Source organism: Chloroflexus sp. (genome assembly GCF_049970315.1).
In the GTDB taxonomy this organism is placed as follows: domain Bacteria; phylum Chloroflexota; class Chloroflexia; order Chloroflexales; family Chloroflexaceae; genus Chloroflexus.
In genome coordinates this window covers 147,624-164,404 of the sequence record NZ_JBMFNE010000002.1, presented here as the reverse complement: position 1 = coordinate 164,404, position 16,781 = coordinate 147,624, and the positions used below count along the sequence as shown (strand labels likewise).

The following is a 16,781-nucleotide window of genomic DNA, read 5'->3' as shown; positions in this document are numbered from 1 at the left end:
GCAACGTCGCTGCAATGTTGTACATGCACTACGCCTCAAGCTCGGCAATTCGCTCACGTAGACGGGCTACCGCTGCCTCTGCCGCTGCAAGCGCCTCGCGCTCCTTTTGGACAACGTGCGGTGGAGCTTTGCTGACAAAGCTCTCGTTGGCAAGCCGAGCGCTACGACGGGCAACGTCTGTCTCGGCTTGGGCCAGTTCTTTTTGGAGACGGTCGCGTTCTGCAGCAATATCGATGAGACCGGCCAGCGGTAGGAAACATTCGACGGTGCCGATCACAATTGACGCGGCTTGACGTGGACGTTCGACAAGATCGGTAACGATGGTGAGTTCGTCGGCAGCAACGCGGGCCAATCGGCTGATCAACGAAGTCTGAGCACGGAACAGCTCAGCGCGTTCGCCTGCGACAACTGTAGCTGCAATCCACTTTGCCGGTTCAACTTTGTACTCACTGCGTACATTCCGAATGGCCACAATCAGCTCTTGCACCAACGCCCAATCGTCCTCAACCGCCTCGTCGCGCATTCCTGCAAGCGGTGTTGGATAAGCTGCATAGCTCAGGGTACGCCGACCCAATTCGGCATAGGGCGTGGTGGGAGTAGGATCGGGCTGTTGGTAGGCTTCGGTGAGATATTGCCACACCTCTTCGGTCACGAAGGGCATAAAGGGATGGAGCAGTCGTAAGCTACCATCAAGCACGGTAAAGAGCACGCGCCGGGTGAGGTTAACCCGTTGGGCATCACCTTCAAGCTGCACCTTAGCAACCTCGACATACCAGTCGGCAAACTCACCCCACAGGAAGTCGTGAATTTGACGACCGGCTTCACCGAAGTTGTACCCTTCCATTAACCGATCCACCTCGGCTACCAGATAGGCATAGCGCGAGAGAATCCAGCGATCGGCAAGGGTAAACTCCTCGCGGTGCAGCATCTCTGGCGTAATCTTCACACTGTCGGTACGGGGCAGATCGCCCAATTTACCGATCACAAACCGCGTAATATTCCAAATCTTGTTAGCAAAATTACGCGCCGCTTCAATCCGCTGTGGGTTGAGATTAACATCTTGGCCAGGCGTACCACTCGTTACCAGGGTGTAGCGCAGCGCATCGGAGCCGTGCTGCTCGACGACCTCAAGCGGATTGATGACGTTCCCGAACGACTTCGACATCTTGCGTCCGTGTTCGTCACGCACGAGGCCGTGCAGATAGACGGTGTGGAATGGTGGTTGACCGGTAAGGTAGCAACCCATCATCATCATCCGCGCCACCCAGAAGAACAAGATATCATAGCCGGTCTCCATCACGCTGGTCGGATAGAACCGGCGGTAATCTTCGGTATCGTCAGGCCAACCGAGCGTACTAAACGGCCACAGACCGGAGCTGAACCATGTATCGAGCACATCGGGGTCTTGGACACCATCGGCAGGCGGTGGCTCATCGGGGCCGGGCACCACGATAGAGCTATCGGGGAGATACCAAACCGGAATCCGATGGCCCCACCAGAGCTGGCGCGAAATACACCAGTCTTCGATATGTTCGAGCCAGTGAAAATAGACCTTCTCGAATCGTTCAGGAACGATTCGCACACGACCATCCCGTACCGCAGCGATAGCCAACTCGGCGAGCGGCTTAGTCCGAACAAACCACTGCTCGGAGAGAAGCGGTTCGATGACTTCACCACCACGCTGACTAATCCCGATGTTCATCTTGTGTGGTTCGGTCTTAACCAGCAAACCTTCTCGCTCAAGATCGGCCAGAATCGCCTTACGACACGCAAAGCGATCGAGCCCGACGTAAGGACCACCCGCTTCGTTAATGGTCGCATCGGGGTTCATGATGTTAATCATCGGCAAATTATGGCGTTTGCCGACCTCATAATCATTCTTGTCGTGACCGGGCGTAATCTTGACCGCACCCGAACCGAACTCCGGATCGACATATTCATCGGTGATAATTGGAATAGGACGGCCCAAAGCCGGCAAGATCGCTTCTTTGCCGACAAGATGGGCGTAGCGTGCATCACCGGGTGAGACAGCCACCGCGGTATCGCCTAAAATCGTTTCAGGGCGAGTAGTGGCAACAGTAATAAACTCGGTAGCACCGGCAGCCCACTGACCCGACCCCCACGGCGCAGTTGGACCGGTCCACGTAGCGGTACGGATCGGGTAGCGCACATACCAAATTGAGACGTTACGTTCCTCGTATTCGACCTCAAGGTCGCTCACCGCCGTTTGCAGCTTTGGCGACCAATTAACGAGATACGTACCACGATAGATCAGGCCATCGTCATACAGGCGCTTAAAAGCGGTATGGACCGCACGCGAGAGGCCGGGGTCAAGAGTAAAGCGTTCGCGTGACCAATCACACGACGCCCCCAGCCGACGTAACTGACGAGTAATCTCGCCACCGTACTTCTCTTTCCACTGCCACGTGCGGCGTAGAAACTCTTCACGCCCTACTGCCTGCCGCGATGTACCTTCGCGTTCGAGCAGCTTTTCGACCTGCATCTGGGTCGCAATCCCGGCGTGGTCAGTACCAGGCACCCATAGCGTCTGATAGCCTTGCATACGACGCCAGCGGATCATGAGATCCTCAATCGCGACAAACATCGCGTGGCCAAGATGCAACTCACCGGTGACGTTGGGGGGTGGTATCGAGATAACAAACGGTGGTCGGGGAGCATCATCACGCGGCGCGAAAAGGCCACTACGTTCCCACCAATCGTAAAGCCGCTGCTCGACGAGGCGATGTTCATAGGCTTTGGCCATCTCAAGTGGGCGGGCAGCAGTCGGATCGGTCATAGATTCCTCAACAAAATCACACAAACGAACGTCATATCTGCACTATTATACCAGTCTTTTTGGTGCAATGATGGCGGAGTAAGCAGATGAATGTCAGGTACAATGATTATGAGGTATGTACAGTGATAGGGTAACCGAATCAACGTTGAGCAGGTTAGTATAAACGAGCAGCTTTGACCGTATAAAAGGAATAAACCGGCGATGACACCACCTCTGATTCAACTGAACAATATTACGAAAGTCTACGTCATGGGCGAGACGGAAGTACACGCTTTACGCGGCATATCGCTTACCATCAACCAAGGGGAGATGGTAGCGATCATGGGACCGTCGGGGAGCGGCAAGAGTACGTTGATGAACATCATCGGCTGTCTCGACCGGCCAACGTCAGGTGAATACTTACTGGAAGGGGTGAATGTTGGTGAACTGAGTGACGATGAGCTGGCGATCATCCGTAATGAGAAGATCGGCTTTGTGTTTCAGCAGTACATGCTGTTACAACGAACTACCGCTTTGCGGAATGTCGAGCTGCCGATGCTGTACGGACGGGGACGGCCAGATCGACAAAAGCGGGCACGGCGCGCTTTGGAAGCGGTGGGTATGGGAGACCGACTGCACCACCGGCCTAATGAGCTGTCGGGCGGGCAACAACAGCGCGTGGCGATTGCGCGAGCATTGGTCAATGAGCCGCGGATCATTATGGCCGATGAGCCGACCGGTGCGCTTGACTCACATACCGGTGCCGAGATCATGGGTATTTTTCAGCGGCTCAATGCTGAACAGGGCATCACCGTCATTCTCGTGACACACGAGCACGATGTAGCCCAACATGCCGAGCGGATTATTAGCGTGCGAGATGGTCTGATTGCCGACGACCGACCGGTAACGAACCGCACGATTGCGTGGCGTGAGCTGGCAACAGGATGAGTGTGAGCTGTGATCGCCTGGCGAGCTGAACATGGTATCATAGGTCCGTAGAACTGCTACGCGGGGGATTCTACGGTATGTTGCAATATTATCTGAGCCATGTTCTGCTCGTCAGCACTATCGCCGTGATGGTCTTCATCACACCAACCGGCGTAGTCAACGCCTGTGTATCATCTGTGCCACCTCATTACACGTCATGGACGATTACCGATACATCCTTGGCTCGCCTCGTTCAAGAACCGGCGCCGTCGCTGATGGGGCTGATCAGCGCGTTGCTGAGTCGCTATGCAACCTGGCTCATGCTGATAGTGTGCAGTTCAACGCTGGCCTTGCTCGGTGCAGCAGCGATTGCCGCGCAGATGCGACGAATCGCCGGCGACGATGATGATCGGTGAGGGACAGGTCGCGATGAGGTCGTCATGTAGACGACGTTAATTCATCGTGTTCATCTGCCGCAAACCCCGCCTTATCTGTCGGTCTCGCTCTAATATACGAGAATGCAACGAACGAGAGAAGTATCGCTGATTGGGAGATACTTCACTTCGTCGTTGGGAAATTTTTCATACTCCACCCTTGCGCTTTCGAGCAAACTCGGTGCATACTATAAAAGGGGTGATCATACTGTCACTCCGCGCCAGCGCCGGCGCTCATAAACCCATCTTCTCATCATCACATTCATCGAAGGAGCACGTTACATGGAGGTGCTACTGCAACTATTAGTTGCGGGAGCGTGGATGTTTACGCTCATCAACGGTTTTCGTCGTCTAATGCGCTTGGCACGGGTCTCTCATCTTCATCGGTGGGAGAGCAACATTCGAGTGCGTTCTGGCCTGAACCGGATTTGGTGGTGGCTTGGTCAAGAGGAGTTCTGGAACACGGCGCGGTATGATGTGGCCCACGCATTACAAGTGTCACTGCTGGTCTTCCTCTTTGTGTGGCACATGGCCGGCTGAGAAACTGCACTCGATGTAGATAAGGTATCGGCGTGAACATTCGTTGGACGGCGGTTATTTCCGGGTTTATGGCCGATTTCGCGCTGACCATCATCTTACAGGTGATAATTATCGCTGCCGGCCAAAGTGCTGTATTTACCGAGCCATCGTGGCAAAATCCGATCCATGTGCTGCTAATCCTCTGTGGCGCTAGCCTTACCGGTCTAGGTGGCTTTGTCGCCGGTTGGCTGACCGACAATGCGTTCGCCATTCACGGGCTGCTGGTGGGGGTCGTCGGGATTTTGGTGGCTGCATTGGCCAATGTGGGCATTGAGGTACCACAATTGCTTCTGCTAGGACAGGTGCTTGGCTGCATCCTCGGTGCGTTAGGTGGGGCAATAGCGGGACGGATGCACAAGATATCAAAAATCGGTTAACGTATTATTCATCTGCGCCTGAACTATCGCGGAGTCGGCTACTCGCTTGTTCCCAGATTTGGTAGGCAACCTGACTCACACTGTAGCCGGCCGGTAGGCGGACCAGTGGTTTATTGTATCGATCACAAAAGTCTTTGACGGCACCTAACCCGTGACTGGCCCAGCGGATGGCAAGCAAAACCACGACAACTTCTGGCCGGGCAATGAATGGTTCGGTGAAGACATAACTGTGATGCGGTCGCGTATCACACCAGATCAGTTCACGTAGCTTGAACTCTTCCTCGATCATCTGTTTGATCTGCGGGCGCTCATCACCACCGATCAAGACCACACTTTTGTTCTGCAACAGCCCAGCCACCTGCTTCACCAATGGGTTATCACGCACCTCTTCGATAACTGATACCTCTTTACCATCAGGTAACGTCAGCGCGGCACGGTCTAACTCACGCACAACCCACGCCAACTGACGCGCCTCCTCGCTTACCGTGTGTAGTCGTTCACGAAACGGGAGGAGTAAGCGGCGCAGAGTACGATCACTCGGCGGTATGCCAAGATCGATCAAAGCGATAATTGTTTGGAGCGCCTTAGGCCACTGCTCATCGTCACCAAGTTGAACTTGATCGAGCTGATAACGCAATTTGTCTAGGAGTTTACGTTGCCGTCGACGGCGGTAGATCACTTGATCAAGAGCCGCACGCCATTCTTCCACCTGTGCTCGCCGTGTCTGCCATTGGCTCGGATCGGCCTGATCGGCACGCCGCATATAGCGAGCAAGGTAGATACCATCTTGCTTGGTACGCCGTTGCAACCACTCAAAGAGCTGTAATTGCGTTGGATCGGGCGTCTTGCGCAACCGTTGAACTGCTCCAAAGAGCGCTGATTGAGCTTCAGCGGCAAGGGATAACCCTTCTTTCAACTCTTTTTTGAAGGATGGATTGTCAACGATTTCACTTAGAGTGTCGACAACGATGGCTGCCACTTCGCACGAACCGGCCAACACCTCCCAATCGTCGCGTTGTGTTGTAAGTGTTTGTGTAAGTTGATTGGCAATCCACTCCGTACACGGTTCAGTTTTGTCGGGTACCGATCCCGGTTCATCAAGCGCTTGCCTGATATAAGCTGCCTTGTTAAATAAACAGGTACTAAGGCTGGTGAGAAACTCTACTTCATTAACAACATTGGGTACCAACTTCGGGATTGGTGTAGGTGGAGATAAATACGTTTTCTTCCCGGAAAAGTGATCGATTAAGCGTAATACATCTGCTTCAGTAGCCCGTGGCAAGGTAGCCTGTGATAATGCAGATGCAGCGACGACCTCTTCCTCGCCGGCAACTGTCTCAGATGCAGATGGCTCGTCGTAGTCAGGCTGTACCGGCTCGGACACCGCTGTGGCCGACGCATCGTCGGCTATTGCCAGCAGTGCTTCACCGAGAACCCGCAGATGATGACGTAAGGAAGCATCGACCTGGGCCTGATTCTGCAACGCAGTTACGATGGCAGTAATAGCGGCGATTAGTTGGGAATCGTTGTGCATTTGCGTAGAACGTCACTCGCTTGAAGCATTCTTAACAATTATACCATGATAAGCAGACTTCAACCTTACGTTCGGCTTTTGTAATGCAGAATACTAGACAAAACACTTCAGTACAATGGCAAATATTGATGGTGGAGGACAGAAGATGTTAAGTAACCGACCACTGCGTGGATGAGGAAGGGTCAACTCGGCGGCGTGGAGGAGCGGATGCGGTATCTTCATACCGGCGACTGTTGTTGGTCCACCATAACGTTCATCGCCAAGCAATGGGCAGCCGAGGGCGGCGAGGTGCAAACGAATTTGATGGGTGCGACCGGTAAGTGGCCTAGCCCATACCAGAGCAATATCGCCATACTGACGGCGTAACTCGATCTGGGTATGAGCGCGTTTGACCCGCTGACCGTTGGGTAACACCTTTCCGATCTCAGTCTGATCGTACAGTCGCCAGCGCCCGGCGGCAGCACGGCCATGACCGGTAATCAGCTCAGTTACCGTCGGCGGATGCCCGGCACAGAGGGCAAGGTAACGTTTGGCTACTTGTCCGTTATTGAAAGCGGCTTGCAGAGGTGCGTTTGCGCGTGGATGTTTACTGATGACCAATATCCCTGAGGTACCGGCATCGAGTTGGTGAGCGAGATGCAACGTAGGCACCAGACCATCACGCTCGGCAAGCAGACGCCTTGCCACGGCCAATACACTGCCTTGCGTATCCCACGGTGTGTCGCCAGTGTAACAGGCAGGTGGTTTATTGATCACGAGCAAATCATCGTCTTCGTAGATGATATGGTTCAAGGTGAGGGGAGCATCGCGGTAGCCACCGGCCGGCGGCAAACGCACCAAGAGGGTCTCACCGGCACGTGCTGGAGTGTCGGCAGTTACGCGGCGGCCATGTTGCCATAACCCACCACGGATTGCTGCCTGACGACCACGTTCACCGAGCCGATTGGCGACAATGGCGCCAAGTGATTGGCCGGCCTCGTATTCAGTGATGACAAGTGAGATAATCGCTGATGACACGAACGTATTACCCAATCACCTGCTTTACCACCCGACCCAATCGGCGCGCGCCTTCGATCAGTTCAGCCTCGGGTAAGAGCGAGAACGCCAAGCGCAACTCATTTCGACCACCGCCATTGGCGTAGAACCGTGCACCGGGAATAAACGAGACACCGGCAGCTTCGGCTTGGGCGAGCAAAGCCGTAGTATCGACATCGGGTGGAGTACGGAGCCAGACAAAAAAACCACCGAGCGGTGGCCGCCACGTCACCCCTGCCGGCATCGCCCGTGCTAACGCCGACAGTAGCGTATCGCGTCGCTCACGCAATGCCGCACGGAGACGAAGCAGGTGTGGTTCAAAATCACCGGCCTGTAACAGAGCCAACACGACATGAGCGGTGAAATGATTGACGCCGCCACCGCTATCGAGCATACCGGTTTGCGTACAACGTTGCACAATGGCAGCCGGCGCTTGCATCCATCCTATACGCAGACCGGGGGCTAATACCTTAGAAAAACTTCCCAAGCGGATGAGCGGACCACCGGGGGCAAAACTGGTAATCGGTGGTGGAGGCGGCGCATCGTACCACAACTCAGCATAAGCTTCATCTTCAATCACAGTTAGCTCGAGGGCTGTTGCCAATCGTGCTAATTCGGCCCGACGCTCGGCATGTAAGGTGACTCCATTTGGATTGTTGTAGGTAGGAACGAGATAGAGAAAGGCAATCCGCTCCCCCCGATTACGTAGCAACTTAACTAACGTTGCTACCGCCGTGACGTGCAATCCCTGCTGATCACTTGGCACCGTGACAAAGCGTAAGCCGTAATCACGAAAGATCCGGAGTGCCAAATGGTACGTAGGCGCTTCAACGAGTACGACATCACCCGGCTTGGTCAACAACTTACACAGCATATCGAGTGCTTGCGAGGTGCCACCGGTAATCATTATCTCGGCCTCTGAAACAGATAGCCGGGTAGCGAGTAGGTGCAGCAACCGCCCCGGCCCTTGTGCAAAGCCGTAGGTCAATGCCGCCGGTGCATCATGCACTAACGTATGCGTTACAGCCCGCAACAGCTCATCACTTGGCAGAAGATCGGCTGCTAGATGGCCCCAACCGAATTCGATCATGCCCGGTCGTTGGAAAAATTGGATGTCCGGTAGCATATGGTCTGCTCTTTGATGGAAAGGTGTCAATTCCTCAGCAAGCTCTCACCGTGGTAAGACTGTGCTAATGGTATCATACAGTTAAACAGTAGCCGACATACCGAACATATCAGACAAACTATGCGCCATCGATATATTCTTCTCATACTGCTGGCCGCGATCATTATGAGCGGCTGTACCTTTGGGCAGCACACCGCAGACCCTACCTTCACCGGTGCTCGACCGGCAGCACCGGCAACCCGGATTCCTTTACCAAGCACCACGCCAGCTCCTACCGGTGAATCAGATCTCGCGCGAACACCAACACCAACCCCTACCGAACCGATTGCAACGATTGCCCCTACTCCAACACTAGCTCCACTCAGTCGTGACCAACGTCTGCAGATCTTTCAGCAAGTCTGGGAAACGGTACGTGACAAGTATGTATACCCTGACTACAACGGATTAGACTGGCAGGCAATTCGGGAAGAACTACAACCAAAAGTTGAAGCTGCCACTACACCGGAAGCATTCTATGGGATTGTGCGCGACATGATCAATCGCTTAGGTGACGACCACTCACGCTTCGAGTCTCCGCAAGAAGTTGCTGCCCAGCTTGCTGAGGCTAGTGGTCAACTACAATACGGCGGCATTGGTGTGAGTGTGCGAACCATTGATGAAGGCGGCCTCATCACCCGCGTGGTGCCCGGTGGACCGGCAGACCAAGCCGGTATTCTTGCGCGCGATATTATTGTGGCCGTTAATGGGATTCCGTTCAACGATCCCGACGCATTCGGCCCAGATGGTGCAATTGGGGCAGTTCGTGGCATTCCCGGTACGAGTGTCCGGCTGGCAATAAAGCGCGGCAACGAGCCGTTACGAGAGGTTGAAGTTGTCCGAGCGGTGATCGACATTGCCGTGTTCAATCGAGTTACTGCCGAACGGCTCGCCGGTGACGTTGGCTTGCTCACCATCCCGAGCTTCTACGTCGACAATGCCGACAGCCAAGCGCGCGACGCCCTGACTAATCTGTTAGCAGAGGGGCCGGTCCGCGGGATGATTATTGATGTCCGTGATAACAGTGGCGGCTATATTCATATCATGCGCAACATTATCGCCCTCTTTCACGACGGAGGCAGTATTGGCGCGTCGGTAGGTCGTAACGAGCGTGAAGAACAGCGCATTCCACGTGGACAAACTATCGCCGGTCTGACCGACATCCCGATTGTGGTACTTATCAGTGAGGAGACGGCAAGCGCCGCCGAGATGTTTGCCGCGGGGATGCGGGTTTTGCGTCAAGCGATGATTGTTGGTGTGCCCTCGGCGGGGAATACCGAAAACCTGTACGGCTACAACTTCGATGATGGCTCACGGCTTCTCCTGGCTGAAGTCGCCTACCAGCTCCCCGACGGTACTCTGATCGAGGGAACCGGTGTTGTCCCTGATGTCTTGATCGCAGTAGATTGGTGGCGCTTCCCGCGTGAACAAGACCCACAACTGCAAGCCGCACTAGCCCGCATTCGACCATCGTAGACCTGCATTGTTGTGGGGACCGCACGGCGTGTGCCGCGCGCCGTGCGGCGTTACAGGCCACGCATCATTTGGATGCGTTCACGGATGGTCATTACCTCGCTGCGCAAATGACTATCGGTATTGATTTCCTCGGCGATCTTCTCGCAGCCGTACATAACGGTGGTATGGTCGCGTCCACCAAGCAGGTTGCCGATGTCGACCAACGAACTTTCGGTCTCTTCACGCAACAGATACATCGCCACCTGGCGTGGTACGACTACGTGACGTGAACGGTTACGGGCGCGCAATTGTTCCACCTCAATCCCGTAATGTTCACTTACGATCTGTAAAATCGCTTCAGCGCTAATCCGCCGGCGTCGCTGATTACCGAGCAGATCGGCGAGTGCCGCCGTCGCGGTATCAATCGTTATCGGCAACCGATTGAGTTCGGCGTAGGCAGCCACTCGATTAAGACTACCCTCAAGCTCACGGATATTGCTCTGAATCTTGTGCGCCAGAAAATCGATCACTTCGTCAGGCACATTCACGCTCATCTGCTCGGCTTTAGCGCGCAAAATAGCAGTGCGCGTTTCGAGATCGGGTGGCTGGACATCAACAATCAACCCCCATTCAAATCGTGAGCGTAACCGTTCTTCGAGGGTCAAAATAGCCTTCGGTGGACGATCGGAACTTATCACAATATGTTTAGCTGCGGAATGAAGCGTATTAAACGTGTGAAAAAACTCTTCCTGCGTTGCATCTTTGCCGGCGATAAATTGAATATCATCGATCAGCAGCACATCGATATTCCGGTAACGCATCCGAAACTCTTCGGTCTGCTGGCGACGGATCGCATTAATCAAATCGTTGGTAAACTTTTCTGACGAGACATACAGCACATTAATTTCGGGATCGCGATCGAGCACGCGATTACCGATCGCGTGCAGCAAGTGGGTTTTACCCAAACCAACACCGCCATAAAGGAAGAGCGGATTGTAAGCCTGACCGGGGTTATCGGCAACAGCAAGACAAGCGGCGTGAGCGAGCCGGTTGCTCGAACCGACAATAAAGCTGGCAAAGGTATAGCGCGGGTTAAGCATGCCTGAACGCATTGCACTGGCGAGATCGAGCTGTACCGCACGTTCACTGTTGCCATTAACGGATGTGAAGGCTGACGTCGGTGACGCGGTCACCAATGGTTCTGGCTCCAATGCTACATGCGTACCGTTGCGGGGCGCCGCTGTCATTTCGGGTCGCAACGCTTGATTAGCGATCAGTACCTGTACTTGCACCGGATAGCCAACCACACGGGTTAGTGCATTGCGCAGCGGCATCAATAATCGATTCTCCAACACCTCCTTCTGGCTTGGTGAGGAGACCCCAATCCGAGCTATGCCGTTGTCGAGCGACAACAACATTGCCGGTCGCAATAATGCCTCGTAGTCGTGACGAGAGGTTTGCGATTGTAGAGCGGAAAGTGTTGTTTTCCAAACTTGAGTTAGGTTCACGCTGCGCCTCCTTGCAAGCCACGCCAACCTCTCCGCACACAATGAACGACCCGCGCCAAAACGCGGGATCGGTTGCCATACCTGAGTCTGCGCGGTGCGCTTGTGGTCAGCGCGGGCAGCAAGTTTTCAATTGATGTAGCGCCATCATACTCGATCTGTTCTCATATTTCAAGCAACATAACGCGGGTAATCTATAAACGTTTCTTATAGTGATAAGTTATGGTCGTGGAGAGTTTCTTGCGAACGTAATCTAGCACAGAACGTATTATGTTGAGAGTGAACTGTGGAAAAATGTGGATAACATGACAGTTCACTTCTTAAGACAACAGCGTTTGATCGCATCAGAGTGCGCCTATTACCGCTACGCACGCTCGCTGAATTGTCACCCCTCGCTTGTGGATAACGGGTGGACAGATAGGGAGAAGATGGTGGATAGACATACCAGGCAATTACGATTCTGGGAGATCAACCGGTGGCAGATCGGCCAAACTGGTTAAACCGAATTGTTGGAGGAACGTCGGAGTAGTAGCATAGAGGATAGGGCGACCCAACGTCTCCAGACGACCGACCTCACAGATAAGATCGCGTGCGAGCAACGCACGGAGAGCAGCGCTACTATCAACACCACGAATGGATTCAATCTGAGCGCGCGTGATCGGTTGTCGGTACGCGATAATTGCTAAGGTTTCGAGTGCTGCATGGGAAAGACGCTGGCCGTTTTGACTACCAAGAAACCGACGAATCACCGAGGCTGCCTCTGGGGCACTCACCAACATCAACTGATCGCCATGGCGTTGGAGGCGAATACCGCGCTGCGCATAGCTCGCACTCAATTCCTCAATAGCGGCTTCAATCTGCTCTGGTGAAACTTCAAGTACGCGAGCCAACTGCTCAAGTGTAACCGGCTCACCGGCTACGAACAGTACAGCTTCGATAAGTTGCAGTAATGAGGGTGTGGGTAAAGGTGGAAACAGAGGTGGTTGATCAGAAACAGATGAAAGCTGTTCCGAATCGCTCATTGTTAGTCATTCCCCCATAGGATCTATTCAGAAGCTTGCTGCTTATGGTATCATATCGGCTGCAAGTGTGAACAGGAAAGGACGTTGTCAATGAGCAAAAGCCGTCGTGGCATTACTCGCCAGCACATTATCGCTGGCTTTTTTACCTTATTAGGCTTGTTGATGTTGTTTAACTATCTTCCGCCGGCACTGGCAGGTGATGACGTAGTGAGTCGCATTGCCTTGGCCGTGCCACAGCCGATTATCAATTTTCCAACGGCGTGGAGCTTAAGCGTGATCGGTCTCATTGCAACGGTAGCCGGGGTACTTGGGCTGAGCAATCTCGTCTCGCGTTGGACTGATAGCTTGCTTTGGATCGGTGCCGTGCTCCTGTTCCCGGCGATTTTAATCTGGGCCGCTGCCGGTAAGCAAACTAACGCGACCGTCATGCTAAGTGAGTCGTTGCGCCTGGGCACACCGTTGGCACTTGGTGCATTAGCTGGCATCTGGGCCGAACGTTCGGGGGTCATTAACATCGCCATTGAAGGGATGATGTTAATGGGTGCGGCCTTCGGCTTTGCCATTTTCATCTTTACCGGTAATATCTGGCTTGGTGTGGTTGGCGCCGTCATTATCGGCGGGATGATGGCATTACTGCACGGCGTACTCTCAATCTCGTTTCGCACCGACCAGATCATTAGCGGTACGGTCGTTAATATCTTAGCCATTGGCATTACCGGCTATCTCCGCCGTCAGTACATCGTCGTTGAAGGTGGTGGACGGGTAACATTACCTTCGCTTTCGGCAATGATCGCCAATGCCGGGTTTCCCGATCTGGCCCGCTCGCTGGATTCGATCCCCATCATTGGCCCCTTAGTCTTTGGTGGCAAACCGATCTTTTTTGCAATGCTTCTGCTGGTGGTCATCACCCATATCATCCTCTTTCAGACCCGCTGGGGCTTACGGACACGAGCCGTCGGCGAGAATCCGAAAGCGGCAGATACGGTAGGCATCGCCGTCAATCGGATGCGCTACATCAATGTATTCATTAGCGGATGTATTGCCGGGTTGGGAGGTGCGTGGTTTTCAATCGAGACCGTTGGTCAATTTGACGATGGGATGACAGCCGGTAAGGGCTTTATCGCGCTGGCGGCAATGATCTTCGGAAAATGGATGCCATTTGGCGCATTTGGTGGTGCGATGCTGTTCGGGTTCGCCGAGGCGTTAGGAACACGCTTCCAAATCTTGCAGTTACAAGTTTTGGGTGGACCGGTACCGGTGCAGTTCTTGCAAGTGATCCCCTATGTGGTCACGATGATCGTGCTAGCCGGACTGATCGGGCGAGCCGTTGGACCGGCGGCAGTGGGTAAGCCTTACGAAAAACAATAATTCACGCATCATCGCCGGAAAGTTCCTTAGCTCTACCTACTGTATACGTAAACGTTCTGTGAACAGACGAAGCGGTTCGGTTCCGTTGAATATCGTTCAAAGCAAGCGTACAAGCAATAGCGGGCGGAAACCAATGTCCGCCCATCCAGATGGAATAGGGGATGAAGTACGACGTATCCCAGGAGCAGTACGATCCTTCACTTTGCCGGTATCCGGCGTTTAGGCTAATCCCTCTGCCTCGAGCCAGAGCTGCACATCGCTATCGGTCGGGTTGGTTTTTCCGCCCGGAATGTAGCGGTATCGATCCCCATACCCTTCCATCACCTGATTGCGCAGCGCTTCAGCTTCGGCACTCGGATCGGTGTCGGGGACGCGCAACACCTCACCGGAATTCAAATCAAGGTAAAAGCTAACAGCCGGATCGGTTTCAGCCAGTGCGGCGCGAATTTGTTCACGATTAATATGAGCAGCCACAACTTCCTCCAGTGGATCGACAACGGTTGACGGCAGACCGCCGCATCACGAAGATGGTACACGAACCTGCGTTGTCTTGCAAGTTCGTGCTGACGGTAACCTTTCGTAAACTAATACGTACATGATTGCGATGAGGAGCGCGTGTGAGCGATCCACAATGTGATGAAGTTGACCTCGTTAACCGAGCATGCGCCGGCGATCAATCGGCTTGCGCGCTGATTGTACAGCGTTACACCGGAGTTTTGTATAATCAAGCGTATCGTATGCTCGGTGACGCATTCGAGGCGGAAGATGCAGTACAGGAGATATTCCTGCGCGCGTTTCGTAATCTGAAGAGTTATGATCCGTCACGCCGGTTGGCGACTTGGCTCCTTGCCATCGGCTCAAACTACTGTATCGACCGCCTACGAAGACGACGGTTTCACTGGATCACACTCGATGACGTCGCCTTTTGGTTGCCAAGCACGCAGCTAGGACCAGAACGGAGCGCGCTACAGCAGTCTAGTCGGGAAATTATTCAGCGCGCTTTGCAGCGTTTGCCCGAAATGTACCGGAGTGTTACCGTCTTGCGCTACTGGCACGATTTATCGTATGAAGAAATCGGTACCATCCTCGGTCTTACCGAAGCGACCGTCAAAACACGGCTACACCGAGCACGTAAAATGTTGCAAGAGGCCCTCGCGATGGAGGAGGAGCTATGAGAGGGTCTGATGAGTTCACCGACGAAGAGATGGCTCAAATTGAAGCCGAAACCCGCGCGTTACTAGCCCGCTGGGGTGAGCCACAGATGGCTCCACCGCCACCCGATCTGTCGGCACGGGTAGTACGACAGCTTTTTGGCGTAACGCCGACGCCGACATACCGTCGACCATGGTGGCAACTTTGGCCGGTATTACCACTCGTATTACTGGCAATTGGCGCGTGGGGCCTATGGATTGATAGTACCGGCCCGGCTCTGCTCGTCGGTGGTCTGGAGACGGACACCGGACGGTTGCTTGTCACGCTAACGTTGATCGCTAAACCGATCTGGAATCTGTGGTTTACAACAGCCTGGTGGCTCATTCCAAGTCTCTTCCTCTTGATCGGCGGTGGTTGGCTTTGGCGTACATTGATCATTGACGCGCCATTAGCTGAGGTTGAGTGATGAAACGACGTCGGCTTGTTCTTTTTATCATCATCTTGACGTGGGTTGCCGTGCCAACATCGGCTGCTGCCCAAGAGCCAGCACCGTTGGTAATTGCCGTCGATGAGCTGTATCACGGTGATATTGCTACCTTCGATCAACCGGTGCTCGTGCTCGGCGAGGTTGATGGCGATATAACGAGCTGGTTTGGTTCGATCACGGTACGAGGTGTCGTTCGGGGTGATATTGTCAGTTATACCGGTTCAATTGAGCTAGACAGCGGTGCAGTGGTGGAAGGGAATGTTCTCTCTCTCACCGGTGGTGTGCAGATGAAGAGTGGAGCTGAAGCCAACGGTGCTGTGATCGGGATCGAACCGCTTGCCGGTTCAACGGTTACGACTGCATTGATCAATGCACTGCGTGGTCAACCGCAAAGTCGCCGCTTTCTCCCCACAGGAATAAGCGGTATTATCGGTGCAACTATCACTATCCTGCTTACGGTAGGTTTGACGCTGATCTGGCCACGGCGGACCGCAGGCATTGGTCGCGCATTGCGTGCCGCACCACTGCGCAGTGCGCTGGTCGGTTTTCTCTCGACCGTGCTCATACTCGCGGCATTACCGTTTGTCGTTGGCCTCCTGACGCTAACCCTGATCGGGCCAATCCTCTTTCTCCCACTTAGCCTCCTTCTGCACGTCCCATATGCGATTGGCTTTACCGGTGTTGCCCGCGCACTTACGGCTGCTTGGCCGCCGACATGGGCACTCAGACCACCACTGGCTGCCGCAGTTGGTACACTCATCATTATCACACCGCTCGTTGTCGTAAGTACGGTTGCACCTACCGTTGCACTAGCGATAGGCTATGCGGTGGCAAGTTGGGGGCTAGGGGCAGCGCTGATCAGTCGTGGTGGGGCATTGCCGATTTGGCAAGATCGCCTCGTATATGAGTACGGGCGTAGTGATTAGGCATAATCAACAGAGGTGGGACGAGGCGCCCACCTCTCTTCG

The 16,781-nt window shown here is 54.1% G+C and carries 16 protein-coding genes; 9 read left to right on the top strand and 7 right to left on the bottom strand.

Annotated features, from left to right (window positions below):
* Positions 1-28 precede the first annotated feature (28 nt).
* The gene (locus tag ACP5OT_RS02015; protein WP_428131173.1) at positions 29-2,797 is read right to left on the bottom strand and encodes a valine--tRNA ligase; all 2,769 of its coding nucleotides are present in this window, start codon (positions 2,795-2,797) and stop codon (positions 29-31) included.
* 201 nt (positions 2,798-2,998) lie between these two features.
* Between ACP5OT_RS02015 and ACP5OT_RS02010 the strand changes: the two genes are divergently transcribed.
* The 4 genes from ACP5OT_RS02010 (at position 2,999) to ACP5OT_RS01995 (ending at position 5,093) form a co-directional block, all read left to right on the top strand.
* Entirely contained in the window at positions 2,999-3,724 is a 726-nt protein-coding gene (locus ACP5OT_RS02010; RefSeq protein ID WP_424676863.1) for an ABC transporter ATP-binding protein, read from the top strand.
* A gap of 77 nt (positions 3,725-3,801) precedes the next feature.
* Positions 3,802-4,119: a hypothetical protein gene (locus ACP5OT_RS02005; protein ID WP_424676862.1), complete on the top strand. Its 318-nt coding sequence runs from the start codon at positions 3,802-3,804 to the stop codon at positions 4,117-4,119.
* 300 nt (positions 4,120-4,419) lie between these two features.
* Entirely contained in the window at positions 4,420-4,677 is a 258-nt protein-coding gene (locus ACP5OT_RS02000; protein WP_424676861.1) for a hypothetical protein, read from the top strand.
* A 32-nt stretch (positions 4,678-4,709) separates the two neighbouring features.
* On the top strand, positions 4,710-5,093 hold the full coding sequence (locus tag ACP5OT_RS01995; RefSeq protein WP_424676860.1) for a TIGR04086 family membrane protein: 384 nt from the start codon (positions 4,710-4,712) through the stop codon (positions 5,091-5,093).
* Between the two features lie 4 nt (positions 5,094-5,097).
* On the opposite strand, the gene ACP5OT_RS01990 is transcribed toward ACP5OT_RS01995, so the two are convergent.
* The 3 genes from ACP5OT_RS01990 to ACP5OT_RS01980 form a co-directional block, all read right to left on the bottom strand.
* The gene (locus tag ACP5OT_RS01990) at positions 5,098-6,627 is read right to left on the bottom strand and encodes a hypothetical protein (RefSeq protein WP_424676859.1); all 1,530 of its coding nucleotides are present in this window, start codon (positions 6,625-6,627) and stop codon (positions 5,098-5,100) included.
* Between the two features lie 93 nt (positions 6,628-6,720).
* Positions 6,721-7,644: an RluA family pseudouridine synthase gene (locus tag ACP5OT_RS01985; RefSeq protein ID WP_424676858.1), complete on the bottom strand. Its 924-nt coding sequence runs from the start codon at positions 7,642-7,644 to the stop codon at positions 6,721-6,723.
* A gap of 7 nt (positions 7,645-7,651) precedes the next feature.
* Complete coding sequence (locus tag ACP5OT_RS01980; RefSeq protein WP_424676857.1) at positions 7,652-8,788, bottom strand: PLP-dependent aminotransferase family protein; 1,137 nt, start codon at positions 8,786-8,788, stop codon at positions 7,652-7,654.
* Positions 8,789-8,908: 120 nt separating this feature from the next.
* Here ACP5OT_RS01980 and ACP5OT_RS01975 point away from each other — a divergent pair, with 120 nt between their 5' ends.
* A complete protein-coding gene (locus ACP5OT_RS01975) occupies positions 8,909-10,300 on the top strand; it encodes a S41 family peptidase (RefSeq protein WP_424676856.1) in 1,392 nt (463 codons plus the stop codon).
* Between the two features lie 50 nt (positions 10,301-10,350).
* Here the strand turns inward: ACP5OT_RS01975 and dnaA are convergent, their stop codons facing one another.
* Together dnaA and scpB are read right to left on the bottom strand one after the other, a co-directional pair.
* Complete coding sequence (gene dnaA, locus ACP5OT_RS01970; protein WP_424676855.1) at positions 10,351-11,787, bottom strand: chromosomal replication initiator protein DnaA; 1,437 nt, start codon at positions 11,785-11,787, stop codon at positions 10,351-10,353.
* A gap of 449 nt (positions 11,788-12,236) precedes the next feature.
* Complete coding sequence (gene scpB / locus ACP5OT_RS01965; RefSeq protein ID WP_424676854.1) at positions 12,237-12,806, bottom strand: SMC-Scp complex subunit ScpB; 570 nt, start codon at positions 12,804-12,806, stop codon at positions 12,237-12,239.
* A 90-nt stretch (positions 12,807-12,896) separates the two neighbouring features.
* Between scpB and ACP5OT_RS01960 the strand changes: the two genes are divergently transcribed.
* A complete protein-coding gene (locus ACP5OT_RS01960; RefSeq protein ID WP_428111306.1) occupies positions 12,897-14,174 on the top strand; it encodes an ABC transporter permease in 1,278 nt (425 codons plus the stop codon).
* A 219-nt stretch (positions 14,175-14,393) separates the two neighbouring features.
* On the opposite strand, the gene ACP5OT_RS01955 is transcribed toward ACP5OT_RS01960, so the two are convergent.
* The gene (locus tag ACP5OT_RS01955; RefSeq protein WP_015942526.1) at positions 14,394-14,648 is read right to left on the bottom strand and encodes a UPF0158 family protein; all 255 of its coding nucleotides are present in this window, start codon (positions 14,646-14,648) and stop codon (positions 14,394-14,396) included.
* Positions 14,649-14,791: 143 nt separating this feature from the next.
* On the opposite strand from ACP5OT_RS01955, the gene ACP5OT_RS01950 reads away from it, so the two are divergent.
* Genes ACP5OT_RS01950 through ACP5OT_RS01940 form a run of 3 tightly spaced genes read left to right on the top strand, consistent with a single transcriptional unit; the run spans position 14,792 to position 16,739 of the window.
* Positions 14,792-15,349 carry an RNA polymerase sigma factor gene (locus ACP5OT_RS01950; protein WP_424676852.1) on the top strand — a complete coding sequence of 186 codons (558 nt, stop codon included), beginning with the start codon at positions 14,792-14,794 and terminating at the stop codon, positions 15,347-15,349.
* Positions 15,346-15,792 (top strand): hypothetical protein, encoded by a 447-nt coding sequence (locus ACP5OT_RS01945; protein WP_424676851.1) that lies wholly within the window; start codon positions 15,346-15,348, stop codon positions 15,790-15,792. The genes ACP5OT_RS01950 and ACP5OT_RS01945 overlap by 4 nt, the downstream gene beginning before the upstream one ends.
* Positions 15,792-16,739 carry a polymer-forming cytoskeletal protein gene (locus ACP5OT_RS01940; RefSeq protein ID WP_424676850.1) on the top strand — a complete coding sequence of 316 codons (948 nt, stop codon included), beginning with the start codon at positions 15,792-15,794 and terminating at the stop codon, positions 16,737-16,739. The genes ACP5OT_RS01945 and ACP5OT_RS01940 overlap by 1 nt, the downstream gene beginning before the upstream one ends.
* Positions 16,740-16,781: the final 42 nt, after the last annotated feature.

Excerpts from the sequence above, each read along its gene's own strand:
- ACP5OT_RS01990 (WP_424676859.1), bottom strand. The coding sequence starts at position 6,627 with ATGCACAACGATTCCCAACTAATCGCCGCTATTACTGCCATCGTAACT.
- ACP5OT_RS02015 (WP_428131173.1), bottom strand. The coding sequence starts at position 2,797 with ATGACCGATCCGACTGCTGCCCGCCCACTTGAGATGGCCAAAGCCTAT.
- ACP5OT_RS02010 (WP_424676863.1), top strand. The coding sequence starts at position 2,999 with ATGACACCACCTCTGATTCAACTGAACAATATTACGAAAGTCTACGTC.
- ACP5OT_RS02005 (WP_424676862.1), top strand. The coding sequence starts at position 3,802 with ATGTTGCAATATTATCTGAGCCATGTTCTGCTCGTCAGCACTATCGCC.
- ACP5OT_RS01960 (WP_428111306.1), top strand. The coding sequence starts at position 12,897 with ATGAGCAAAAGCCGTCGTGGCATTACTCGCCAGCACATTATCGCTGGC.
- scpB (WP_424676854.1), bottom strand. The coding sequence starts at position 12,806 with ATGAGCGATTCGGAACAGCTTTCATCTGTTTCTGATCAACCACCTCTG.
- ACP5OT_RS01980 (WP_424676857.1), bottom strand. The coding sequence starts at position 8,788 with ATGCTACCGGACATCCAATTTTTCCAACGACCGGGCATGATCGAATTC.
- ACP5OT_RS01940 (WP_424676850.1), top strand. The coding sequence starts at position 15,792 with ATGAAACGACGTCGGCTTGTTCTTTTTATCATCATCTTGACGTGGGTT.
- ACP5OT_RS01945 (WP_424676851.1), top strand. The coding sequence starts at position 15,346 with ATGAGAGGGTCTGATGAGTTCACCGACGAAGAGATGGCTCAAATTGAA.
- ACP5OT_RS01975 (WP_424676856.1), top strand. The coding sequence starts at position 8,909 with ATGCGCCATCGATATATTCTTCTCATACTGCTGGCCGCGATCATTATG.
- ACP5OT_RS02000 (WP_424676861.1), top strand. The coding sequence starts at position 4,420 with ATGGAGGTGCTACTGCAACTATTAGTTGCGGGAGCGTGGATGTTTACG.